Source organism: Methanofollis sp. UBA420 (genome assembly GCF_002498315.1).
Lineage (GTDB): Archaea > Halobacteriota > Methanomicrobia > Methanomicrobiales > Methanofollaceae > Methanofollis.
This window is the reverse complement of sequence record NZ_DAGX01000005.1, coordinates 226,416-245,129: the sequence shown is the minus strand read 5'-3', so window position 1 is coordinate 245,129 and position 18,714 is coordinate 226,416. Positions and strand designations below refer to the sequence as shown.

Sequence of the window (18,714 nt, the reverse complement as noted above, 5' to 3'; positions counted from 1 at the left end):
ATATCCTCTTTTTTTCAGGACCAATTCCGCAGGCTTTTATCACCATCAGGGAAATGGAGTACAGGAGATTTCTATGACAGTCTATGTTGCAATGGACGACACCGACAACCTCGAGTCACGCGGGACAGGGAGGCTTGCACGGGCCGTCGCCGCCGCCCTCGCGGAGACCTATACCGTGTACGGTGTCACCCGCCACCAGCTCTTCTTCAATGAAGCGATCCCCTACACCTCCCACAACTCCTGTGCGGTCGTCCACCTCCCCGGGGCAGGGAAGGCCGACATCCCGGAGATCTTCGAGACGACAAAGGAGATCATGCTCGGAGATTTCGTCGAGGGAAGCGACCCCGGCCTTGCCGTCGCCGCGGCAGAGCAGATCTCTCCTGCCCTCGTCGCCTTTGGCAAGGACGCAAAATGCACCGTGCTCACCCAGGAGAAAGCGCGGACACTCTCCCGCAACCTCGGCATCAGGCTCGAAGGGCTCGGCGGCACAGAGGACGGCGTGATCGGGTCTATGGCCGGGATCGGACTTGCCTCCACAGGGAACGACGGGAGGTTCCTCCAGATTGGTCGGGTCAGGGAGATCACAGGGCCTGCTGAGGCCGACGCCCTCCTCGGCGCCGGCATCGATACGATCTGCACCCTTGACGGCAGACCGGTCGACGGCGGAACAATCTGGTGCAAAGAGGGCAAGTCTGTCAAACCCTGTCCGATCGGCGGCAGGGCAGTCCTCTACGTCGAAGAGAAGGACGGGCAACTCTGGGGAGTAAAGAGAGACTGACATGGAGTTCCGGACGCGCGTCATCGCCGGTTTCGCCGTTCTGGCCGTGATCGCTGTCCTTGCGGTGGCAGTCCAGATCATGGCGGAGTCCCTCTGCATGACCGATGACGAGACACCGCTCCCGATCATCTCGTCGCAGATGACCTTCACGCGGTCCGACTTCCTGTACGGCCCCGCGGAATACAGGCCGTACGCCCATCCCCTCTCCCTGAACACCCTGACAGGCGATCCCGATGGCCAGTGGTACCTCATGTACGTCATGCTGAACGAAACACCGCAGGGGGGCAATCCCTTCCTCTTCAAAGTACAGTCTGTCGCCGTCGACTACGAGTTCACCGACCTTGCCGGCACGGCCGCCGTCTCCGTCTACGGGGCGCGGCCCTTCGGTGGGGCGGCATGGACGAACAGGCAGGACGGTTATGGCTCATGCGGGTATTTCGTCCCGGGCACGGCCGACGTGGGCGAGGACATGCCCTGGACAGTCCCCCTCAAGGCTGGCAACCCGGCCACGGTCCGCCTCTCCAACACCCACGGCCTCGGCCCCGACGAGATCCCGACAGGCACCGTCACATTCTGGTTCGAGAAGGACGGGAGCGGGCTTGACGCTCTCCATATCACGACCGACCCGGCCCAGAGGAAGGGTGGAGTCACGCGCGACGCCCCTCAGGCAGGGCGGTTCTACCTCACCCACACGGGCGGGAGCGCCGTCGGGTCGGTCTACCTCCTCATCGCGGTGGACCGCCCCCAGCCCGACACTTTCTCCCTGAAACTCACGACACAGTACGCGGAGGTGGCATGATGGCGGTGAAATACCCCTACTTTTCCCTGTATGAGACTGCCCTCCTTTCCCTCTGCGGGGCGTTTGTCTTCGTCGCGAAGACCATGATCAAGATCCCCCTCCACGTGCCGGGCCACTCCGGGTTCTTCATCGCGATCCCTTTCATCATCGGTGCCGGGCTCGTCAAAAAGCCCGGGGCCGCCACCTATATCGGGCTGATATCAGGTCTCCTATTCTCCTTCTTCGGCCTTGAGCCTCTCCACCTCTTCGATGTCTTCAAGTACGTGGCGATGGGCCTCGTCGTCGACGCCGTCTCCGTTCTCTTCGCCTTCCGCATGGAAAACCCGGCTGTCGGCTTCATCGCCGGGGCGGCCGGCAACATCGCGAAGATGGCGGTGAACTACAGCGTCCACATTCTCCTCGGTGTCCCGGCCACCTTCATCATCCTCGGCATCGGCATCTCCTCGGTGACCTTTCTGGTCTGCGGCGGGATCGGTGGGGCGATCGGCGCTCTTGTCATCGGCCGCCTCCTCAGGGCCGGAGTGATCGGAGGCCATGGTACCTGACGCGATCCTCATCGAGGGACTCTCGGTCTCCTATCCGCCCGACAGGTCGGGGCAGGAGAGGCAGGCGCTCAAGAGCGTCTCCCTTGCCGTCAGGGAGGGGGAGTTTGTCCTCCTTGCCGGCCCCTCGGGATCGGGCAAGTCCACATTGTTGCGGTGCGTCAACGGCCTCATTCCCCACTCGCACCGGGGGACGGCAGAGGGCCGGGTCGTCGTCCGCGGCCACGAAGTGAGGGATTGCCAGGTCTGCCGCCTTGCCCTTGAGGTCGGGACAGTCTTCCAGGACCCCGACCACCAGCTCTTCACCACCAGTGTCGAGGCCGAACTCGCCTTCGGGCTCGAACAGATCGGCCTCTCCCACCTGGAGATGGAGGCACGGATCAGTCGTGCGGCCGGGACGATGGGGATCGGCCACCTCCTGAAGAGGGATGTGGACGCCCTCTCCTGGGGGGAGAAGCAGCGGGTGGCGATCGCGGCGGTCCTTGTGATGGAGCCCTCCGTTCTCCTCCTCGACGAGCCCACATCAGGGCTCGACGCCGCCGCCGCCCGGAGGCTTGTTGCAGTCCTCTCCCGCCTGAACAGGGAGAGGGGCCTGACCATCGTCGTCGCGGAGCACCGCACCGCCCCCTTCCTGCAAGTCTGCACGCGTGTCGTCGGCATCAGGGACGGGACGGTCGTATCCGACGGCCCTCCCGTGGCATCTGCCGGACCCCTACCTGAGGCATTTCCGGCCGTCACCGGGCCTGGCGCCGGAACCTCTCTCCTCGCTTTCGAAGGAGTGACCTATACCTACCCGGGCCAGGACCACCCGGCCCTCGACAGCGTGACCTTCGGGATCGGTGCCGGCGAGATCGTCCTCCTCACCGGGCCGAACGGTTCTGGAAAGAGCACGCTCCTGCGGCATGCGAACGGCCTCCTTCGACCCGACAGGGGGAAGGTTATCGTGAACGGTCGGGAGACGGTTTCCCTCACCGTGGCCGAGGCCGCCCGCTCGGTCGGGCTCCTTGCCCAGCACGCCGACACGCAACTCTTCGCGGAGACAGTCAGGGACGAGATCGCCTTTGCACCGGAAAACCTCGGATATGCACAGGAAAAAACCGGCCTCTGCGTGCAAAGGGCGCTGAAGATACTCGGACTTGAGAGGATAGGCACGGACACGCCCCCCCTCAACCTCTCGGTGGGGGAGAAGCAGCGCGTCGCCATCGCAAGCATCCTTGCCATGGACACGCCCGTCCTCGTCCTGGACGAACCGACGCTCGGCCTCGACCCTGCACGCAAGGCCGAACTCGCCGCCCTGCTGAGAGACCGCACCGGCGCCGGGTGTGCCGTCCTCGTCGCCACCCATGACCCGGAGTTCGCCGCGTTCTGCGGCGGCCGGAGGGTCGCTCTCAGGGGGGGACGGGTTGTGGCGGAGGGAGACGAAGGATGACGAAAAAAGGCGTCTATTTCGTGCCGGGGAACACCTGGCTCCACCGCCTCGACCCGGCGACAAAGACCGCGGCCCTGATCATCGTCAGTGCGACTGCCCTCCTGACCGAAGAGCCCCTGCCCGTCTTCGCCCTCTGTGCAGGTATCGCCCTCATCGCCGCACTCTCCCACCTATTCAGGCCATTTGTACGGTCGCTACGCTTCCTGGCGCCCCTCTTTCTTTTCGTCCTGATCATCGACGCCTTCTTCCCCCGCGCCGTCTCCGGCGCTGTCTACGTCACCACTGGTATCGGACCCCTCCAGCTCATCCTCTCTGAAGGCGGCATCCTCTTCGCCCTTGCAATGGGACTCCGCCTCCTTGCCATCGGCGGCTACTCTTTCCTCTTCATCATGACGACGCCCTTCTCAAAATTTGTCGGGAGCATGCGTTCTCTCGGCCTCCCGAACACCCTTGCCTTCTCCCTGGGCTATGCCCTCCGCTCCATCTCGGCCCTCACCGCGGACATCGCCGGGATCATGGACGCCCAGAGGTCGCGGGGCCTTGAATTCGACAGGGGAAATTTGCTGGAAAACAGGCACAAGATCCTGGCGCTCTTTGTCCCGGCGACGGTCTCGGTCCTTTCACGGGCGCGGCAGGTCTCGGAGGCGATGGAGTGCCGGGGATTTGGCTGCACAGACCACCCGACGCGGTACGGCAAGAGGAGAGTCACACAGGAGGATGCGTACCTGATTATGCTCGTCCTCGCCTGCGCCGCCCTTGCGGCCGCCCTCTCATGACCCTTTCGTCTCCTGGCAGGCATTGAGGACATCGTCCATCAGGGAGAGCGAGCCCTCTATCCCGACGAGGGTACGGGCCCGCAGGCGGACCCGCCCGCGCTGCGGGAAGGTGATCCCAACGTAGGGGACGTCGGGTGCGACCGCGTGCTCGAAGGACGAACCCAGGATCAGGCCGGGCTCAGTCTCCAGGATCATGTCCCTGATGGCGTCGAGGGAGGTGACCGCACCCTCGCCGTTCCGCGGGGCACAGACAACGACCTCGGCGTCGAGATAACGGGCGAGGGCGTCGGAGACGAAGGCGGCATATGCCGCCTCCCCGAAGACGGCGACAGTCGGGGGGTCAGAGCGGGAGAGGAACTTATCAGAGGCGCGGCCGATCCTCTCCTCCGCGGCGTCGGCTTCGTCGAGCACGGCCCCGGCATCGAGTCCGCGAATATCGGCGAGTCTCTCGAAGGCCGCCTTTGTCGCGGGGATGCCGAGGAGGGATCCGACCGGTGTGCCTATCCCGGACGCAAGGCCGGGGTTGGTCTGGAGGACGGTCGAACCGCACCGGCGGAGACTGTCGAGAGGGCCAGCAGCTATGGCAGCGGCGACGGTCCCCCCGGCCGCGCCGACCAGTCTTTCAGCCTCCAGCAGGTTCCCCCGCCAGAAGGGGTCGATCGGGTTCAGGCCGTCGATAGTGATGCCTTTTTCTTCGGGACCGACAGAGGGAGCAAGGGCGGCGACCGCCCGGCGATACCCCTCCTCCATGCCGCCGGCAAAACCCGGACTGTCGACGACAAACGCCTCTATCCCATCCAGGGCCTTTCCGATGTCCTCCCCCATCACGGCAGGGACGCAGCTCTGGACCACCGCCACTGGTCTGCCAGTACCCGCGATCTCGCCGGCCACCCGGCGCAGGCGCTCCTCCGCCCCGAAGATCACCTCCTCCTCCATGATGAGGGTGGCATGGATGGGCGTCTGGAGAAGAGAGGCCGGATAAAAGTAACAGCCCGAAGAGCCGTGGATCACCACGTCAAGGCCGGAAAAGCCGGAAAGGCAGGACGCGGCGCCGCACATCGCGCAGGGCCAGACCGGGTTCGAGCAGAGACGTTCAGGCATGGATCTGCCTCCTCCAGCGGTGGAGCAGTCGCCTGACCCCGGCCGTCCCGACAGGCGGACTGTACGGGAGGGCAAGGCCGGCGCCGCCGGTGTCGGCCTTCAGGTCAAGCGCCTCCATCACGCGGCGCACGGGGGCATATTCCACGGCATGAAGGGTCATGGGGCCGGGGGAGAAGGCCGCCCCCCGCATGTCGGCAAAGGAAGAAAGCATCTCATCCTGCCTCTCCCCCTCCGCGGCGACAGCGTCGTTCGACGGCATGCCGAGGGCAGAACCTGCTTCCTTCAGGAAGCTGATGCTCCCCTCCATCCCGATGGGAAAGGAGGAGATGTACGGGGTGCCGAACCGCTTCTTCAATGCCTCGCCGACAGGGGCGAGGGCAGGTTCCCTGAGGATGTTCAGCCGCCCGGCCCCGATTCTCGCGAAGTCGGCGAACCTGACCTCTCGCACAAAGCGCAGGCCGACATCGACACCGAGGGCGGCAAGGAGTCTTTCGACCTCCCTGTAATTCTCCTCGACCTCGAACTCCAGGTTCTTCTCCCCGATGATCGTCACTGTCCCGGACATGGCCGTTGCCGGGTCCGCCGCACCGGCAAGGGCCGTCAGGGCCGCATGCAGCCCGTCCGTAAAGACCCCTCCAAGAAAACCAGCCGTCGGCACCGGTATGACAGGCACGCCGAAGTCGGCGGCACAGACAGAGGCGACATCGTCTCCGATCGTCCCGGCGATGCAGGTGGTGAGGACAAAGACCGCGGCCGCACCGTTGTCGGCCGCCCGCCTGACCGTCCTCTCCAGCGCCTCTTCGCCGCCGAAGATGACATCGCGCTCGCCTAGGTCGGTGGAGACCACGGAGGGAAGGCGGAGGCGGCCCTGGTCGGCCATCACGGCATGGAGGAGGGAAAAATTGTGGTGAGCACACCCGGCCGGGCCGTGCACGATGGTGACGGCGTCCTCTACCTGTGTCGTGACCGAGAGAGCGCCTGTGAGGGTGCAGCCCTCATACCGGCGTGAACTGGAGGGCGAGGTCTTCAAGTTCATCCATCTCAAGGGGTGTCGGTATCGAACTCCGGGTGTTTGCTGTCACCTGTGCGGCAAGACTCCGGTAGACGGCGGCCTGCTCCGACTCAGGGGCATACTCCATCACCGTCTGCCTGTGGATCTCGGCAAGCTGCACGGTCCGGGACCGCGGGATATAGGCCACCATCTCAGAGTTGATCCGCCGGGCAAACTCGCGGACAAGTTCCTCCTCGCCCTCGGTGTTCTTCGCGTTGCAGATGACCCCGGCGAGGCTGCATGAACTCCGCGACCTCTGGGAAAGCCGTGCGATTGCCTTTGCGATGTTGTTGGCGGCGTACAGGGCCATCAGTTCCCCTGACGTGACAAGGTAGACCTCCTGCGCATATCCCTCCCGCATCGGCATTGCAAACCCTCCGCAGACGACGTCACCCAGAACGTCATAGACGATCACGTCGCCTTTCAGGGCCCCGAGACGTTCGAGGAGCTGGAAGGTGGCGATGATCCCCCGGCCGGCACAGCCGATACCGGGCTCGGGGCCGCCGGCCTCGACGCACCTGACACCCGCATACCCGGTAAAGACCACCTCATCCGTGGTGATCTCGCCTTCGCCCCGCTCCCTGACAAGGTCGAGGACGGTCGGTATCCATGCCCCGTGCATCAACATCCTGGTGGAATCGTGCTTCGGGTCGCAGCCGATCTGCAGGACGTCGAGGCCGGCCTCTCCAAGGGCCGCGGAGAGGTTTGCCGACGTGGTGGATTTGCCGATCCCTCCCTTGCCGTACAGGGCGATCTGTTTCATCCCTCTTTCATGGGCCTGCATCAGATATATAGTGCGTTGGTTTTAACACAAATTACTTGGATGATATCCGGGAGTGATCCAAACTTTCAGTAATGGTGATAGAATGACTCGCCTTCGGCCCTAGAAAAATACTGTTCTGGTGCCTGTTTTGGGTGACACCGGTCCATCACCTTCCCCACAATCTGAACCGGGGGACTGACGCCCCCGGATCCCTAAGATGGGGAGGGGATGGCAATCCCTCCCCTCTGGATCTCTATTCTGTCTTCCCCAGCTCTATCCTAATTTCGGGGGTTGGGGGGCAACGAGAAGGTCGAAGACCTTCGAGGTGGTCCCCCGGTGGAGAGTAGGGGGAAGGCGAGGGATCCTCACTTTCGTTCATAGGATCCGGGAGACACACTGGTTTTCAAAGAACCGCCTGAAAATCCGTTTCATAGGTGATTCTCCAGAGTTATGCATGCAGTGATATGGAAAATGGACGAGATTTCCGGGATCACCTCTCAGTCGAAGCCTTTGACAAGGCCGACGAAGAGGACGAGCACCGGCACAATCTCCAGCCTCCCGAACCACATCAGGAAGATGAAAACCCATTTTGTGGGGAGACTCATATCGGGGTTGACAAAACCGGTGGAGATCCCGTTGTTGCAGAAGGCGGAGGTGATCTCGAAGATGACATTCGAAGACTCGAAGGAGGTCTGAGGCTCGAAGTGGAGGACAGCAACAGTGCAGAGAAAAATTGTCAGGAAGTACATGATGATGATGAGCATGTTCTTCGAGACCTCCACCTCAGCGATATTCTTCTGAACCGTTCTTCCCTCGTGCCTGAAGGGGACGATTGCCTTGCCGGAGACAAAGATCCGCCTGAACCACCAGAGCAGGCTCTCCAGGCCGAGAAGGACACGGGAGATCTTGAGGCCGCCTGCGGTCGAGCCCGACGAACCCCCGATCAGCACCAGAATGATCAGAAAGAGGGTCGTCACCGGTGGCCAGAGGCTGGGAGAAGCCGTCTGGAAACCTGTACTCGATATCCCGGCCGCCGCCATGAATATCCCCCGGCGCATCGCAGTCAGCAGGTCGGTGCCGGTAAGGACGACGAGATCGAGGGTGAGGACAACAAAGCCGCTGAGGACGAGGATCAGGAGAGTGACGGCCTGACGGTCCCCGAAGATGCTGAATGTCCTGTGATGGTACATCAGGTAGTAGAGTTTGAAGGGCATGGCTCCGGCGAGCATCACGACCACGAGGGAGAGCTCGAGAAGGACGTTGTTGTAGTCTGATATGCCCCCAGACGTGACCGAGAAACCACCGGTGGCGATCGCCGCCATGGTCAGATTTACCGCGTCCCAGACAGGCACGCCTGAGAGGAGGACGAGCCCGAAAGAGAGGAGGGTGATAATGATATAGATCCGCCACATGGCCATGCCGGTGCCGACGACGCTCGGCATGAAGGCCTCGGAGCGTGCTTCAGAGCGGTACAGCCCGCGCTGGACAAGGCCGGACCTGCTTGCGAGGGCGACGGTGAAGGCGACGATCCCGATGCCACCGAGCCATTGCATGAATGAACGCCAGAAGAGGAGCGTTTTCGGGGCGGCGCCGACATCGGGGAGGAGGGTCAGGCCCGTATCAGTCCAGCCAGACATCGCCTCGAAGATGCTGTCTGTCACCGACATGTGCAGGCCGATAATGAAAGGGACCGATCCGATCAATGCCGAGATGAGCCAGATCAGGGCAACCGCCATCAGCGCGACGGAGAGGCGCGGCTCCCGCGCCGGCCGCGGCACCTGCGCAAGCAGGCTGCCGACGATGATGAAGAGGAGAGGGACCAGGCCCATCGGGACAAACATCTCCCATTCCGAGTAGGCGACGGTGACGATGAGGGGGATGGCGGCGATCAGGCCCATGAACCTCAGGATCTTCCCCATATCCCCGGAGACGCTGGAGAAATACTCGAATCGGTCCATTGATTACAGATCTCTGCTCTGGAGGACTTATCCTTTTCTTATCCTGTGCGTTGTGTATCCCCCTGCAGCACGAACCAGCGGTTGAGAATCCGCCAGGCAAGGATGAGTTCGGCCACCTCGCCGGCGGTGACGTACTGCCGGTCGCAGTAGACCCTGATGCCCTCGGCCTTTGTCTGCCGCCCGAGGGTCCGCGCCAGTCTCCTGATGGCCGAGTGGTTGATCTCGCCGTCGAAGGTGAGGGCGCTCATCTCCTGACCGTCGACGTTTGATATCCCGTACTCGAGGAGAAAGGGCCGGTCAGAGAGCGTGAGGAGTTCCCCGAGATCGAGGGAGAGGCCGATCTCCATCATCTGCCGGATAAGTTTTTTCTGGAGCACCGTGACCCGGTAGATATTCCGCACCTCGCTTGCCTCCGCGCCGTAGCCCGAATAGGCGATCCTCACCACCGCATCCACGAAGCGGCGTTGCGGGGCGATATACCGCGCATAGTCGGGCTCCCGCTCCTTCATCTCGGCAAGGACCTCCTCTCTTGCGTACCCCCGCCCTTCCATATCACGGCGCAGTTTCCAGAGTCTTTTGACGCACGGGTCAGGGTCCACGAAGATGGAGACGTCGATGAGGTCGCGCAGGTCGGGGGTGAAGAAGGTATGGAGGCCTTCGAGGATGAGCACCTTCGAGGGCCGGAAAGGCACCGGTCGGTCGAAAGTCCCGTTGTCATGGTTGTAGACCGGTTTCATGATGCCCTCGCCACGTTTCAGGGCCCGGATATGGTCTGCCAGCAGGTCGAGGTCGTTCGCCTCGGGGATGAGGGGGGTGATCCCCCGTTTACGCCGTTCCTCCCGGTCATAGCGATGATAGTCGTCGAGGGTAATGGTGGAGACAAGGTCGTCGCCGAGGATCTCCCTGATCGCACGGGTGAAGGTCGTCTTCCCCGACCCACTGTCGCCTGCGACGCCGATGACGAAGACTGAAGAGGAAGCGGCGATCCTCTCCCTGAATACGGGGGTGTCCATCGTTCCGGAAATGTGGGGCCGGGAGTTAAAGGTTGCGAAAAGGTCCGGGGTGCGGAAAAAAAGGGGTGAAACTCTGTTGAAATTCTCATGCCCGGAGTGATGTCTCCCCCGCGATTCGCAGGGACAGAGAACCTCTGCCTTCCCCTTCCAGTTTGCCGGGGGACTACAGCGAAACCTTTGGTTTCTTGACCTCACTTCATTCCGTCCTCGACAGATGGCTTTCTCGTTGCCCCCGGACCCCCGCTCAGAATTGGTCCGGGGAAGAGTGAACACGATATCCAGAGGAGGAGCCAGTCCGCCCTCTATCCTAATGGTTGGGTGCGAACGAAGTGAGCATGAGAAAACCGGAGGTTTTCGAGGGACCGGGGGGCAGAGCCCCCCGGAGGAGATACACATGCACTACCTTCCCTACTGGGCCCCCGGCAAACTGTAGGGCAAGATGGTGGATTGACACTTCATCTCATAGGACCAGGCGAATGAATCGATCCCGGGTATGAAGGTTCCTGCAGAGTTGATCTGTCGAACTCACTTGCGCTCGTCGGTGGATGAAGGCGGCGTGTCCGTACTCGCACCATTAAACGCGGAAAAATCCCCGGAGAAGTATGAAAACCCTCCCAGATTCCCCTCTAAAAAAAGAGATCGAGAACCGCTCAAAACACCATTTCCTGAGCGGCTCTGCAACATTATTTCCTGTTCGTCCAGAGGCCGTGGATATTGCAGTAGATCCGGGTCTTTGCGTTGACGTCGTCGACCGGGAAGACAGCCTCGGGGGCGTCACCAGGCTTGAGTTTGTGGACATAAAGTTTGCGCCCCTTCCGCACCTCGATCCACTCGATATAGTGTTTCTCCTCCATCGGGTGCGGGACGCTGCCCACCTTCACCCTGATCCCCGTCTCCGTCTTCTCTAGGACGGGGACGTGCTTCTCCTTCCCGACGTCGGAGGTCTTCTCCTCCATCTTCACCATCGGTTCGCCGCAGCAGACCAGTTGTCCGTCGCCGGCATGTGCGATCTTCACGACATTCCCGCACTTTTCACATTTATAGACTTCCAGCAGTTCGGTCATCCGTGATCCTCCCCTCTACGGTTCGGTCACTATGCCCTCATGCTTCTTAACAATTGTGTCGGCGAGGTCGGCGAGCGCGGAAAGGTCCTCCGGACCGGGATAGCCCCGCACATAGACGGGATCGATCATCTCGGCCTTGAGGGGGGCGAGGGTGTCGGTGATGTACTGCACGGTCCTGCCGCCCCAGCCAAAGGAGCCGATGACCGAGACGAACTTCGTCTTCGGCTTCAGGGCGCCGAGGAGATAGGCCGCATGGACTGCCGTCGGGTGCGGGCCGAAGAGGACGGTCGGCGCTGCAAAGACGATCGTCGCCGCGTCGACGGATGTCATCGCCACCTCGCCGAGGTCTGCCCGCGTCAGGTCGTACGGCCGCACCTCAACCCCCCGCTCGATGAGGGCGTCGGTAAAGAACGAGACCATCTTCGCCGTGCTCCCGTGCATCGAAACGTACGGGATCAGAACGAGGTTCTTCACGGCGTCCGAGGTCCAGTCTTCATAGGCGTCCAGGATGAGCGAGGGGTCGCGGTACAGCGGGCCGTGGCTCGGAGCGATGATCGCCACACCTCTCTCGGCTGTCTTCTGCATCGCCGCCTTCACGCTCGTCCTGAAGGGCATCATGATCTCGGCGTAGTAGCGTTTCGCCGCGTGGTAGACGGTCGCGAAATCTTTCACGAAGAGTTCACTCGTGGCGAGGTGGGAGCCGAAGAGGTCGCAGGAGAAGAGGATACCGTCCTCCTTCTCGAAGGTGAGCATTGTCTCGGGCCAGTGGACCCACGGCGCGACAAGGAATTCAAGCGTCTTTCCGCCGAGGTCAAGAGTATCGCCATCCTTTACCATCTGGATCCTCTCGGGCGGGACCTGCAGGAGGCGGTCGAGGAGGTCGCAGCACTTCTCGTCTGCGATGACAGTCGCCCCGGGGAACATCTCCAGGAGGAGAGGCAGAGTGCCTGAGTGGTCCTGCTCGGCATGGTTGATGACGATGTAGTCCAGGGACGACATGCCGAGCTTCATCAGGTTCTTCAGGATGTCTTCCTCGAACTTCGGGTCGACGGTGTCGATAAGTGCGGTCTTCTCCGTCCCCCTGACCACGAAGGCGTTGTAACTCGTCCCCTCAGGGGTGCCGATCAGGGCGTCGAAGAGCCGCAGGTCCCAGTCGACGGCACCCACCGAGTAGACATCAGGCACAATCTCCCGTACAGCCATGTCATGCCACCTGTTTGAATTTCGTCTTCGCAGCCCCGCAGACCGGGCAGATCCAGTCCTCGGCAAGGTCTGCAAACGCAATGCCCGCGCCGATCTTCTGTTTCGGTTCGCCCTTTGCCGGGTCATAGACATGACCGCAGATCATACACTGATATTTCTCCATAGTCTCTCCTCACTCAGCCTTTTCTTCTATAAGTCTTCGCCTTATGGCAAAAATAACGCTTGGGGCATCCCTGAAGGGATCAAGCCCCTCTCACTCGTCCATCCGAACAAAGTTGTTCTTCTGTGCACCGCAGACCGGGCAGACCCAGTCTTCGGGGAGGTTGTCAAAGAATGTTCCGGGAGCAATCCCACTGTCGGGATCTCCCTTTTCCGGGTCATAGATATACCCGCAGACCATGCACTGATACCGATCCATAGGTCACCAGTGAAGAACTGGCGCCTTTTCTCATATAGTTTTACCGAATGATGCAGCGAAACCTCAGATCAGGAGCAGCCACCCGGTGTAGACCGTTGCCTGGAGGAGGGTGAGCGGCAGGCCAATTTTCATGAAACCGAAGAAATCCAGGGTGACCCCCCGCCTTTCGGCACCCTGCACGATGATGACGTTGCTTGCCGCCCCGGCAATCGTCAGGTTCCCGGCGATGGTGCTCCCGGCCGCGAGGGCGAGCATCCCTGCATCCCCTGTCCCGGCATGAGTGAGGAGAGGGAGGGCGAGAGCGACGAAGGGGACATTGGATATGAACTGGCTGAGGACTATGCCCGCAGCAATGATCGCCGGGATAGAGGGTGTGGCCTCGCCGGTACCTGTAAGCAGGTTGGCAAGGGCGCCGCTCTCCCGCACGCCGGCCATGACGACGAAGAGGGCGGCGAAGAAGATGAGCGTCGCCCAGTCGACCTTCCTGACAAGTTCAATCCGGCGGGGAGAGAGGACCAGAAGGGGGACGGCGGCGGCGACGGCGATGGCAATGAGAGGGATGTCGGTCCCGGGTGCGACCGCGAAGATGACAATCTTTGCGATGATCAGGGCGATGACGACGATAAGGGAGGTCCGGGCAAGGGTCGTGAGGTCGGGGTCTCCGGTGCACGCAGGCGGCGCGGGGACGTCAAGACTTTTTCCCCACTCTTCCCTGAAGGCGACGAAGAGAACGGCGCAGACAAGAAGGAGGGCAAGGACGGTCGGCGGCCCGAGGATGGTGAGGAACGCCGCGAGCGGGTCGACAAAACCCCCCTTCGTGGCGACGAGGAGGTTCTGCGGGTTCCCGATCGGACTTGCGACGCTCCCCGTGGTCACGGCGAAGGCAAGGGCAAGGAGGAGGGCCTGCGACCTGATCCCGTAGCGCACCGCGTACCCGAGGACGAGAGGTGTCCCGATGACGGCGAGGGTGTCGTTCATCAGGAGGGCGGAACCGATGCCGGCAAAGAGGATGAGAAGGATGATGAGGCCCCCTGCCGTTTTTGCACGGCCGAGGAGGGTCGTGCTCAGGGTGACGAGGTAGCCACTCTCTTCCAGGGCGACGCCGACGAGGAACATGCAGAAGAGGAAGATCATGACGTCGGGATCGATCGCCAGGAATGCCGACACCGGGTCGACCGAGTCTGAGAGGAGCATGGCGACCGCTCCGCCGAGCATGATCTGCCAGATGGAGATCCTGACGCCGAGGGTCTGCCTGAAGGCGATGAGGAGGAAGACGGCACCGACGATGACGAGGGCGATGTGCGTGAAAAAGAGTGTTTTTTTCTCTATATCTCCCTTCCGACCTATTTACGGGTTGAGGGTCCAGACAGCCCAGGTAAGGTACGCGGCAAAACTCACCCAGAGGAGGTACGGCAGGAGAAGCCAGGCGGCAGGTTTCGAGACGCGGGCCGAGAGGACGATGGTGGCGAGGATCGCACCCCAGAGGAGGAGGATCTCAAGAAACCCGAGAAGGGGCGACTGAAGGCCGAAGAAGAGGGCGGACCAGAGAATGTTGAGCGCAAGTTGCACGCCGAAGGCGAGGAGGGCTGCCCGCACCTCGGGCCGCCCCGTCCCCTCCCGCCAGATTAGAAAGAGTGAGATACCCATCAGGATGAAAAGGATCGTCCAGACGGGACCGAAGACCCAGGCAGGCGGGTTCAAAGGGGACTTTACAAGCCCGGCGTACCATCCGGGAATCTGCGGCGTCGTGAAGATTGAACCTGTAAAGCCGGCAAGGAGGGTCAGCGCGACCGAGACGACGAGGCGGACGGGATCGGAGAGAGTGGCCATGAGGGAGGATCGTCATCCCCCTATATGAGTGTTCATCAGAGGGGGAGACCGAGGATGGAGAAGACCCCGATCATCCGCAGGCCGATATAGGTGGTGAGCACCACAAACACCCCCTTCAGGAGCCGCACCGGCAGGCGGTGGGAGAGGAGGGCGCCGGCCTGTGCCGCCGGGATGCTCGCCGCGGCCAGCACAGCGGCCTGGAAGAAGTCCACGTAGCCGACAGCAAGGGGCGGGAGGCCAACAACTCCCTGCCCGAGGATCATGTACGTGGCAAGACCGCCGCTGGCGGCGGCGAGCATCACGACCGTCGAGGTGGCGACGGCACGGTGCATCGGGAAGCGGAGGGCCACGGTGAGGATCGGGACCAGGATGACGCCGCCGCCGATGCCTGCAAGGCCGGAGACCAGGCCGACCGGGACGCCCCAGAGGAGGTACCGCGTCGTCGGGACCGCCGGCACCTCCGCACTCTCTGCGGGGGCGAGGAAGGTGCGTGCCCCGGCCGCAAGGACGACAAGGCCGAAAAAAATCTCAAGAGGCGCGGCAGGGAGAATGGTGGCGAGCCATGCGCCGAAGACTGCCGCAGGCAGGGCCGCAGCACCAAGGAGCGCCCCCGCCCGCCAGACGACGGCGCCCTTCCGATGGTGGCCGACGGCGCTGCTCAGGGCGGTGGGGAGGATGACGGCGAGGCTTGTTGCAAAGGCGAGCCTGAGAGAGACATCGTCCGGGTAGCCTGACGTGGAATAGAGCCAGAACTGCACCGGGACCATAATGAAGCCGCCGCCCACGCCAAGCATGCCGGAGAGGAGGCCGGCAAAGACGCCGATCAGCACAAGCACAAGAAGGGGAAGGAGGTCGATCATGCTCTTCTACACCTGTTGCATCTCCCTGTACATAGTGTTCGGCACAGACCGATCCCTTCGCGTAAAAAAAGCATTGCCCGGCATGGGGAAAAAGGATCCTGGAATTGTCATGACGCTATATTTCATATGTCCCCTCTTTCCCGGAAATTCCCCGGAGAACAGCCCGGAAACACCCTGATGCGCCGCAACCGCAGGGTGGAGATGGAGGGAATGATGGTGAGAAGTGCCGCTCCATATATTTTCCGGCGATGACCGAGGCGGCAGGAACCTGAATGTCGGGATAGTACGAGAAAGATGCTTTTCATGAGCCTGTTGATGGATCAATATATTTTTAAATCCCTGTTGGCGAAACAGAATATTTATCGTCAATTTTTTCATGCAGGTAAGGCTGCCGGGCCGGGCCATGCGAAACATTTATCATCACAGCGGGATATTAGCGGAGTGCCCCTGAGCGGGTAAGACTCGTGGACGTGGGGGGACACGTTTCTTCGTCTATGACGGGGCACAAACAGGTACAAAGGGAAGTACAGGCTTGCTAGGTCTGCCATAAGGTTCAAAAGACCGGTATGCAGAGGGTCGCACCTCTGCAGACTGGCAGATGGCCACACATGCTGGTTGCCGGAGTTCATCACTGTGCCGCCCTGTGAGGGCGTGCAGGATATCAGCAGGATGGATTCTTTTCGATCACTCCGGATCCTGCTGGCGGAACAGGGATGTGGTCCATACTGGGGGGGCGTGGACCACAACCCTTCTGCCTCTGCCCAGCCCACCTGACTTCTACTTTTCTTTTTTATCCGCCGCCGACAGGCGGGAAGAGCGAGATCACGTCGCGGTCCGCAGCAACTGTCTGGAGGCCTTCCTCGAAGTGGATGTTCCTCCCGTTCCTCAGGATATTGACATGGTCCTGGAGGACACCGGGTGCGGCAAAGATCTCGTCCCTGAGGGCCGGTCTCTCCGCGATGAGCATCTCGACGATATCCCCGACCGTCGCACCCTCAGGGCACTCGACCTCCCGCTCGTTCTCCAGGATCTTTCTGAATGTCGCAAATGACCTCACAATGACTTTCATTTTTTCGACCTCAGTTTCTGTATCTCCTCTTTCCCTTCGACCCTCAGCACGAAGGTGCCGTGACACGGTTTCGTATACGGGAAGATCACATAATCGCCGTCCACACCGATCGGGATCGGGGGGACGCCGATAAGGGCAAGGTCAAAGATACGGTATCCGGGCATTACATCGTGGTGCTCCCGGTAGTTCTTCTTGATAAACTCCCTGTACTCCTTGAAAGAACAGTTCCTGAGGAGAATTTCATAGTTAAGCGCCTCTACGCATCCCATCCCATCACCCTGTCAATGTCCTTTGAGAGTGGCAGAACATTATGAACGGCCTTCGCCACCACCCGCTCGCACGGGAAGTCGATGAGCCCGGCAAGTTCTCCTGCCTCCTTCCCGAAGACGACCGCCACAAGGCGCCCGGTAGAGACGCTGCCGACCGTCCCCGCGTAACTGACACCGCTCTCCCTGTGTATGAGCACGAAAGAGACGGCATAGTCCTGTTCATGCGTCACAAGCGCCTCAATGCAGGCGTCGAGGTCGACCATCTCGCCGACATAATGCCGGTCGGGATCGGCCATCGCCACGAGCGACCGCGCCGACGGGTTGCCGGCGACGACCGGCACGAGGCCCATCTTTCGGAGACCGTGCGCGATGTGCAGGGCCACGCTCACCTGCGCCGCGGCTTCCGGGCACCCGAGCATGATCAGCCCCTCTTTCTGTCCTTCAGATCCCTTTTCCATTTCTGTCATGCTGGTCTCCTCATTCATCCCGGCCCATCCGGCCGACACCTTCGATACGTTCCGGGTGGGTGTAGACGGTGAAACGGTCACCCCGCGAGAAGCAGACAAGAGTGAGCCCGGCCTCTTGTGCGGTCGCAATCCCCTCGGAGGTGGACGCGGCACGCGAGATGACAATCGGTATGCCGGCACGGGCCGCCTTCGCCACCATCCCGGCAGGCTGGCGGCCGGTACAGCCGAGGACGCACCGCGACCGGTCGAGACCCGCGAGAACGGCGTGCCCGATCACCTTGTCCACCGTGTTGTGGCGGCCGACATCGCAGGCCTTCGCACAGAGTTCCCCGTCGCAGAAGAGGACGGAGCAGTGGAGACCCCCCGTCCTCTGCCATTCGTCAGACTCGATGGCGGCGGTCATCCTGTAGACATCGTCGATGCCGATCCGCAGATCTGATGCGACCTGCGGAACCTCACGGAGATATGCCGTCCCACCCGACGACTCGACCACCTGCTCACAGGTCGGGGCAGGGACCGCCTCGACCCTGACCTCGTCCCCCGTAACCTCGACAGAGGTGACGTCACGGGCAAGGCCCTCGGTGATCGCAAAACCCGCCCCGAACTCCCTGAGGGAGTCGGCAGACGCCACCATCCTGGCGACCGGGGTGCCGTTCATCACGAGGAGGTAACGGTGCTCGACACAGACCTCGTCGATGATCTCCCGCGGCTCCCCCCCTTTTACCTGAATTCCCGTATGGGTGTGCAGATCCATCACATTTTCCCTTCCCGGTCACGCCCTGCCCACGGGGGTACTGGCATGTTCCCAACTCTTATATGATATACCCATTAACAGTTGTTAATCCGAACTCTCTCAATTTATGGATTGTGATCTCATGAAACTCCCCTGCGAGACTGGCGTCTGGCTTATCCTCCCATGCATCCGTGCATGCCTCGTACAGGAACTGATGGAAAAAGGACTGTCGCAGAGGAAGGTCTCGACCATGCTCGACATTACCCCGGCCTCCGTCTCCCAGTACGCCTCCAAAAAACGCGGCTGCTCGATAGAACTGGGGGACAATGCGGTATCGTCCATAAGGCAACTTGCCGAGGACCTCGTCTGCGAAAATGTCGGGCATATGAGCCTGCGGATGTGCGACATCTGCATGCAGGTCCGCGCCCAGGGAAATATTGCCGATGACGACGGCACCCCCTGCCCCCGCGACCTCGTCTGCAATATCTCCTCCTCCAGGAACCCTACACACGTGCCCTGAGAGTATCTGGCGCCCTGTTGGCAGGTTGAAGGCGTCGTTTCGGAAGTTTTTCCCGGCTTCTGTGGCCGGGC

The 18,714-nt window shown here is 61.7% G+C and carries 23 protein-coding genes; 7 read left to right on the top strand and 16 right to left on the bottom strand.

What is annotated here, in order from left to right; all coding sequences use genetic code 11:
* Positions 1–73: 73 nt before the first annotated feature.
* From BP869_RS07405 to BP869_RS07385, 5 genes are read left to right on the top strand one after another with little or no spacing between them, the layout of a single operon-like run.
* Positions 74–778 (top strand): ABC transporter substrate-binding protein, encoded by a 705-nt coding sequence (locus BP869_RS07405; protein WP_342678325.1) that lies wholly within the window; start codon positions 74–76, stop codon positions 776–778.
* Position 779: 1 nt separating this feature from the next.
* A complete protein-coding gene (locus BP869_RS07400) occupies positions 780–1,577 on the top strand; it encodes a hypothetical protein (protein WP_342678323.1) in 798 nt (265 codons plus the stop codon).
* The gene (locus tag BP869_RS07395; RefSeq protein WP_342678321.1) at positions 1,574–2,122 is read left to right on the top strand and encodes an ECF transporter S component; all 549 of its coding nucleotides are present in this window, start codon (positions 1,574–1,576) and stop codon (positions 2,120–2,122) included. Before BP869_RS07400 ends, BP869_RS07395 begins: the two co-directional genes overlap by 4 nt.
* Positions 2,112–3,548 carry an ABC transporter ATP-binding protein gene (locus BP869_RS07390; RefSeq protein ID WP_342678319.1) on the top strand — a complete coding sequence of 479 codons (1,437 nt, stop codon included), beginning with the start codon at positions 2,112–2,114 and terminating at the stop codon, positions 3,546–3,548. Before BP869_RS07395 ends, BP869_RS07390 begins: the two co-directional genes overlap by 11 nt.
* Positions 3,545–4,324 carry an energy-coupling factor transporter transmembrane component T gene (locus tag BP869_RS07385; RefSeq protein WP_342678317.1) on the top strand — a complete coding sequence of 260 codons (780 nt, stop codon included), beginning with the start codon at positions 3,545–3,547 and terminating at the stop codon, positions 4,322–4,324. The genes BP869_RS07390 and BP869_RS07385 overlap by 4 nt, the downstream gene beginning before the upstream one ends.
* Here the strand turns inward: BP869_RS07385 and BP869_RS07380 are convergent.
* From BP869_RS07380 to BP869_RS07325, 12 genes are all read right to left on the bottom strand, one after another.
* A complete protein-coding gene (locus tag BP869_RS07380; protein WP_342678315.1) occupies positions 4,319–5,425 on the bottom strand; it encodes a nitrogenase component 1 in 1,107 nt (368 codons plus the stop codon). The two genes, BP869_RS07385 and BP869_RS07380, sit on opposite strands and share 6 nt — an antisense overlap.
* A complete protein-coding gene (locus BP869_RS07375; RefSeq protein WP_342678313.1) occupies positions 5,418–6,461 on the bottom strand; it encodes a nitrogenase component 1 in 1,044 nt (347 codons plus the stop codon). Before BP869_RS07375 ends, BP869_RS07380 begins: the two co-directional genes overlap by 8 nt.
* Positions 6,421–7,239, bottom strand: coding sequence for a Ni-sirohydrochlorin a,c-diamide reductive cyclase ATP-dependent reductase subunit (cfbC, locus tag BP869_RS07370; protein WP_342678312.1), 819 nt, complete (start codon positions 7,237–7,239; stop codon positions 6,421–6,423). The genes BP869_RS07375 and cfbC overlap by 41 nt, the downstream gene beginning before the upstream one ends.
* 497 nt (positions 7,240–7,736) lie before the next feature.
* Positions 7,737–9,197: a TrkH family potassium uptake protein gene (locus BP869_RS07365; protein WP_342678311.1), complete on the bottom strand. Its 1,461-nt coding sequence runs from the start codon at positions 9,195–9,197 to the stop codon at positions 7,737–7,739.
* Positions 9,198–9,235: 38 nt separating this feature from the next.
* A complete protein-coding gene (locus tag BP869_RS07360) occupies positions 9,236–10,210 on the bottom strand; it encodes a phosphoribulokinase (RefSeq protein ID WP_342678309.1) in 975 nt (324 codons plus the stop codon).
* A 683-nt stretch (positions 10,211–10,893) separates the two neighbouring features.
* Positions 10,894–11,274: a desulfoferrodoxin gene (locus BP869_RS07355; RefSeq protein ID WP_342678308.1), complete on the bottom strand. Its 381-nt coding sequence runs from the start codon at positions 11,272–11,274 to the stop codon at positions 10,894–10,896.
* Positions 11,275–11,289: 15 nt separating this feature from the next.
* Positions 11,290–12,477: an FprA family A-type flavoprotein gene (locus tag BP869_RS07350; RefSeq protein WP_342678306.1), complete on the bottom strand. Its 1,188-nt coding sequence runs from the start codon at positions 12,475–12,477 to the stop codon at positions 11,290–11,292.
* Between the two features lies 1 nt (position 12,478).
* Entirely contained in the window at positions 12,479–12,640 is a 162-nt protein-coding gene (locus BP869_RS07345) for a rubredoxin (RefSeq protein ID WP_342678304.1), read from the bottom strand.
* Positions 12,641–12,730: 90 nt separating this feature from the next.
* Positions 12,731–12,895 (bottom strand): rubredoxin, encoded by a 165-nt coding sequence (rd, locus tag BP869_RS07340; RefSeq protein ID WP_342678302.1) that lies wholly within the window; start codon positions 12,893–12,895, stop codon positions 12,731–12,733.
* Between the two features lie 63 nt (positions 12,896–12,958).
* A complete protein-coding gene (locus tag BP869_RS07335; RefSeq protein WP_342679114.1) occupies positions 12,959–14,158 on the bottom strand; it encodes an SLC13 family permease in 1,200 nt (399 codons plus the stop codon).
* Positions 14,159–14,242: 84 nt separating this feature from the next.
* Entirely contained in the window at positions 14,243–14,725 is a 483-nt protein-coding gene (locus BP869_RS07330) for a TspO/MBR family protein (protein ID WP_342678300.1), read from the bottom strand.
* Between the two features lie 35 nt (positions 14,726–14,760).
* On the bottom strand, positions 14,761–15,585 hold the full coding sequence (locus BP869_RS07325; RefSeq protein ID WP_342678298.1) for a sulfite exporter TauE/SafE family protein: 825 nt from the start codon (positions 15,583–15,585) through the stop codon (positions 14,761–14,763).
* Between BP869_RS07325 and BP869_RS07320 the strand changes: the two genes are divergently transcribed.
* Complete coding sequence (locus BP869_RS07320; RefSeq protein ID WP_342678296.1) at positions 15,584–15,763, top strand: hypothetical protein; 180 nt, start codon at positions 15,584–15,586, stop codon at positions 15,761–15,763. The two genes, BP869_RS07325 and BP869_RS07320, sit on opposite strands and share 2 nt — an antisense overlap.
* A 612-nt stretch (positions 15,764–16,375) precedes the next feature.
* On the opposite strand, the gene BP869_RS07315 is transcribed toward BP869_RS07320, so the two are convergent.
* From BP869_RS07315 to fdhD, 4 genes are read right to left on the bottom strand one after another with little or no spacing between them, the layout of a single operon-like run.
* Positions 16,376–16,654: a ubiquitin-like small modifier protein 1 gene (locus BP869_RS07315; RefSeq protein ID WP_342678294.1), complete on the bottom strand. Its 279-nt coding sequence runs from the start codon at positions 16,652–16,654 to the stop codon at positions 16,376–16,378.
* Positions 16,651–16,923: a DUF1894 domain-containing protein gene (locus BP869_RS07310; RefSeq protein ID WP_342678293.1), complete on the bottom strand. Its 273-nt coding sequence runs from the start codon at positions 16,921–16,923 to the stop codon at positions 16,651–16,653. The genes BP869_RS07315 and BP869_RS07310 overlap by 4 nt, the downstream gene beginning before the upstream one ends.
* The gene (locus BP869_RS07305; protein ID WP_342678291.1) at positions 16,911–17,390 is read right to left on the bottom strand and encodes a DUF1890 domain-containing protein; all 480 of its coding nucleotides are present in this window, start codon (positions 17,388–17,390) and stop codon (positions 16,911–16,913) included. The genes BP869_RS07310 and BP869_RS07305 overlap by 13 nt, the downstream gene beginning before the upstream one ends.
* Before the next feature lie 10 nt (positions 17,391–17,400).
* Positions 17,401–18,144 carry a formate dehydrogenase accessory sulfurtransferase FdhD gene (gene fdhD / locus BP869_RS07300; protein ID WP_342678289.1) on the bottom strand — a complete coding sequence of 248 codons (744 nt, stop codon included), beginning with the start codon at positions 18,142–18,144 and terminating at the stop codon, positions 17,401–17,403.
* A gap of 121 nt (positions 18,145–18,265) precedes the next feature.
* Here fdhD and BP869_RS07295 point away from each other — a divergent pair, with 121 nt between their 5' ends.
* Positions 18,266–18,643, top strand: coding sequence for a transcriptional regulator (locus tag BP869_RS07295; protein WP_342678287.1), 378 nt, complete (start codon positions 18,266–18,268; stop codon positions 18,641–18,643).
* Positions 18,644–18,714: the final 71 nt, after the last annotated feature.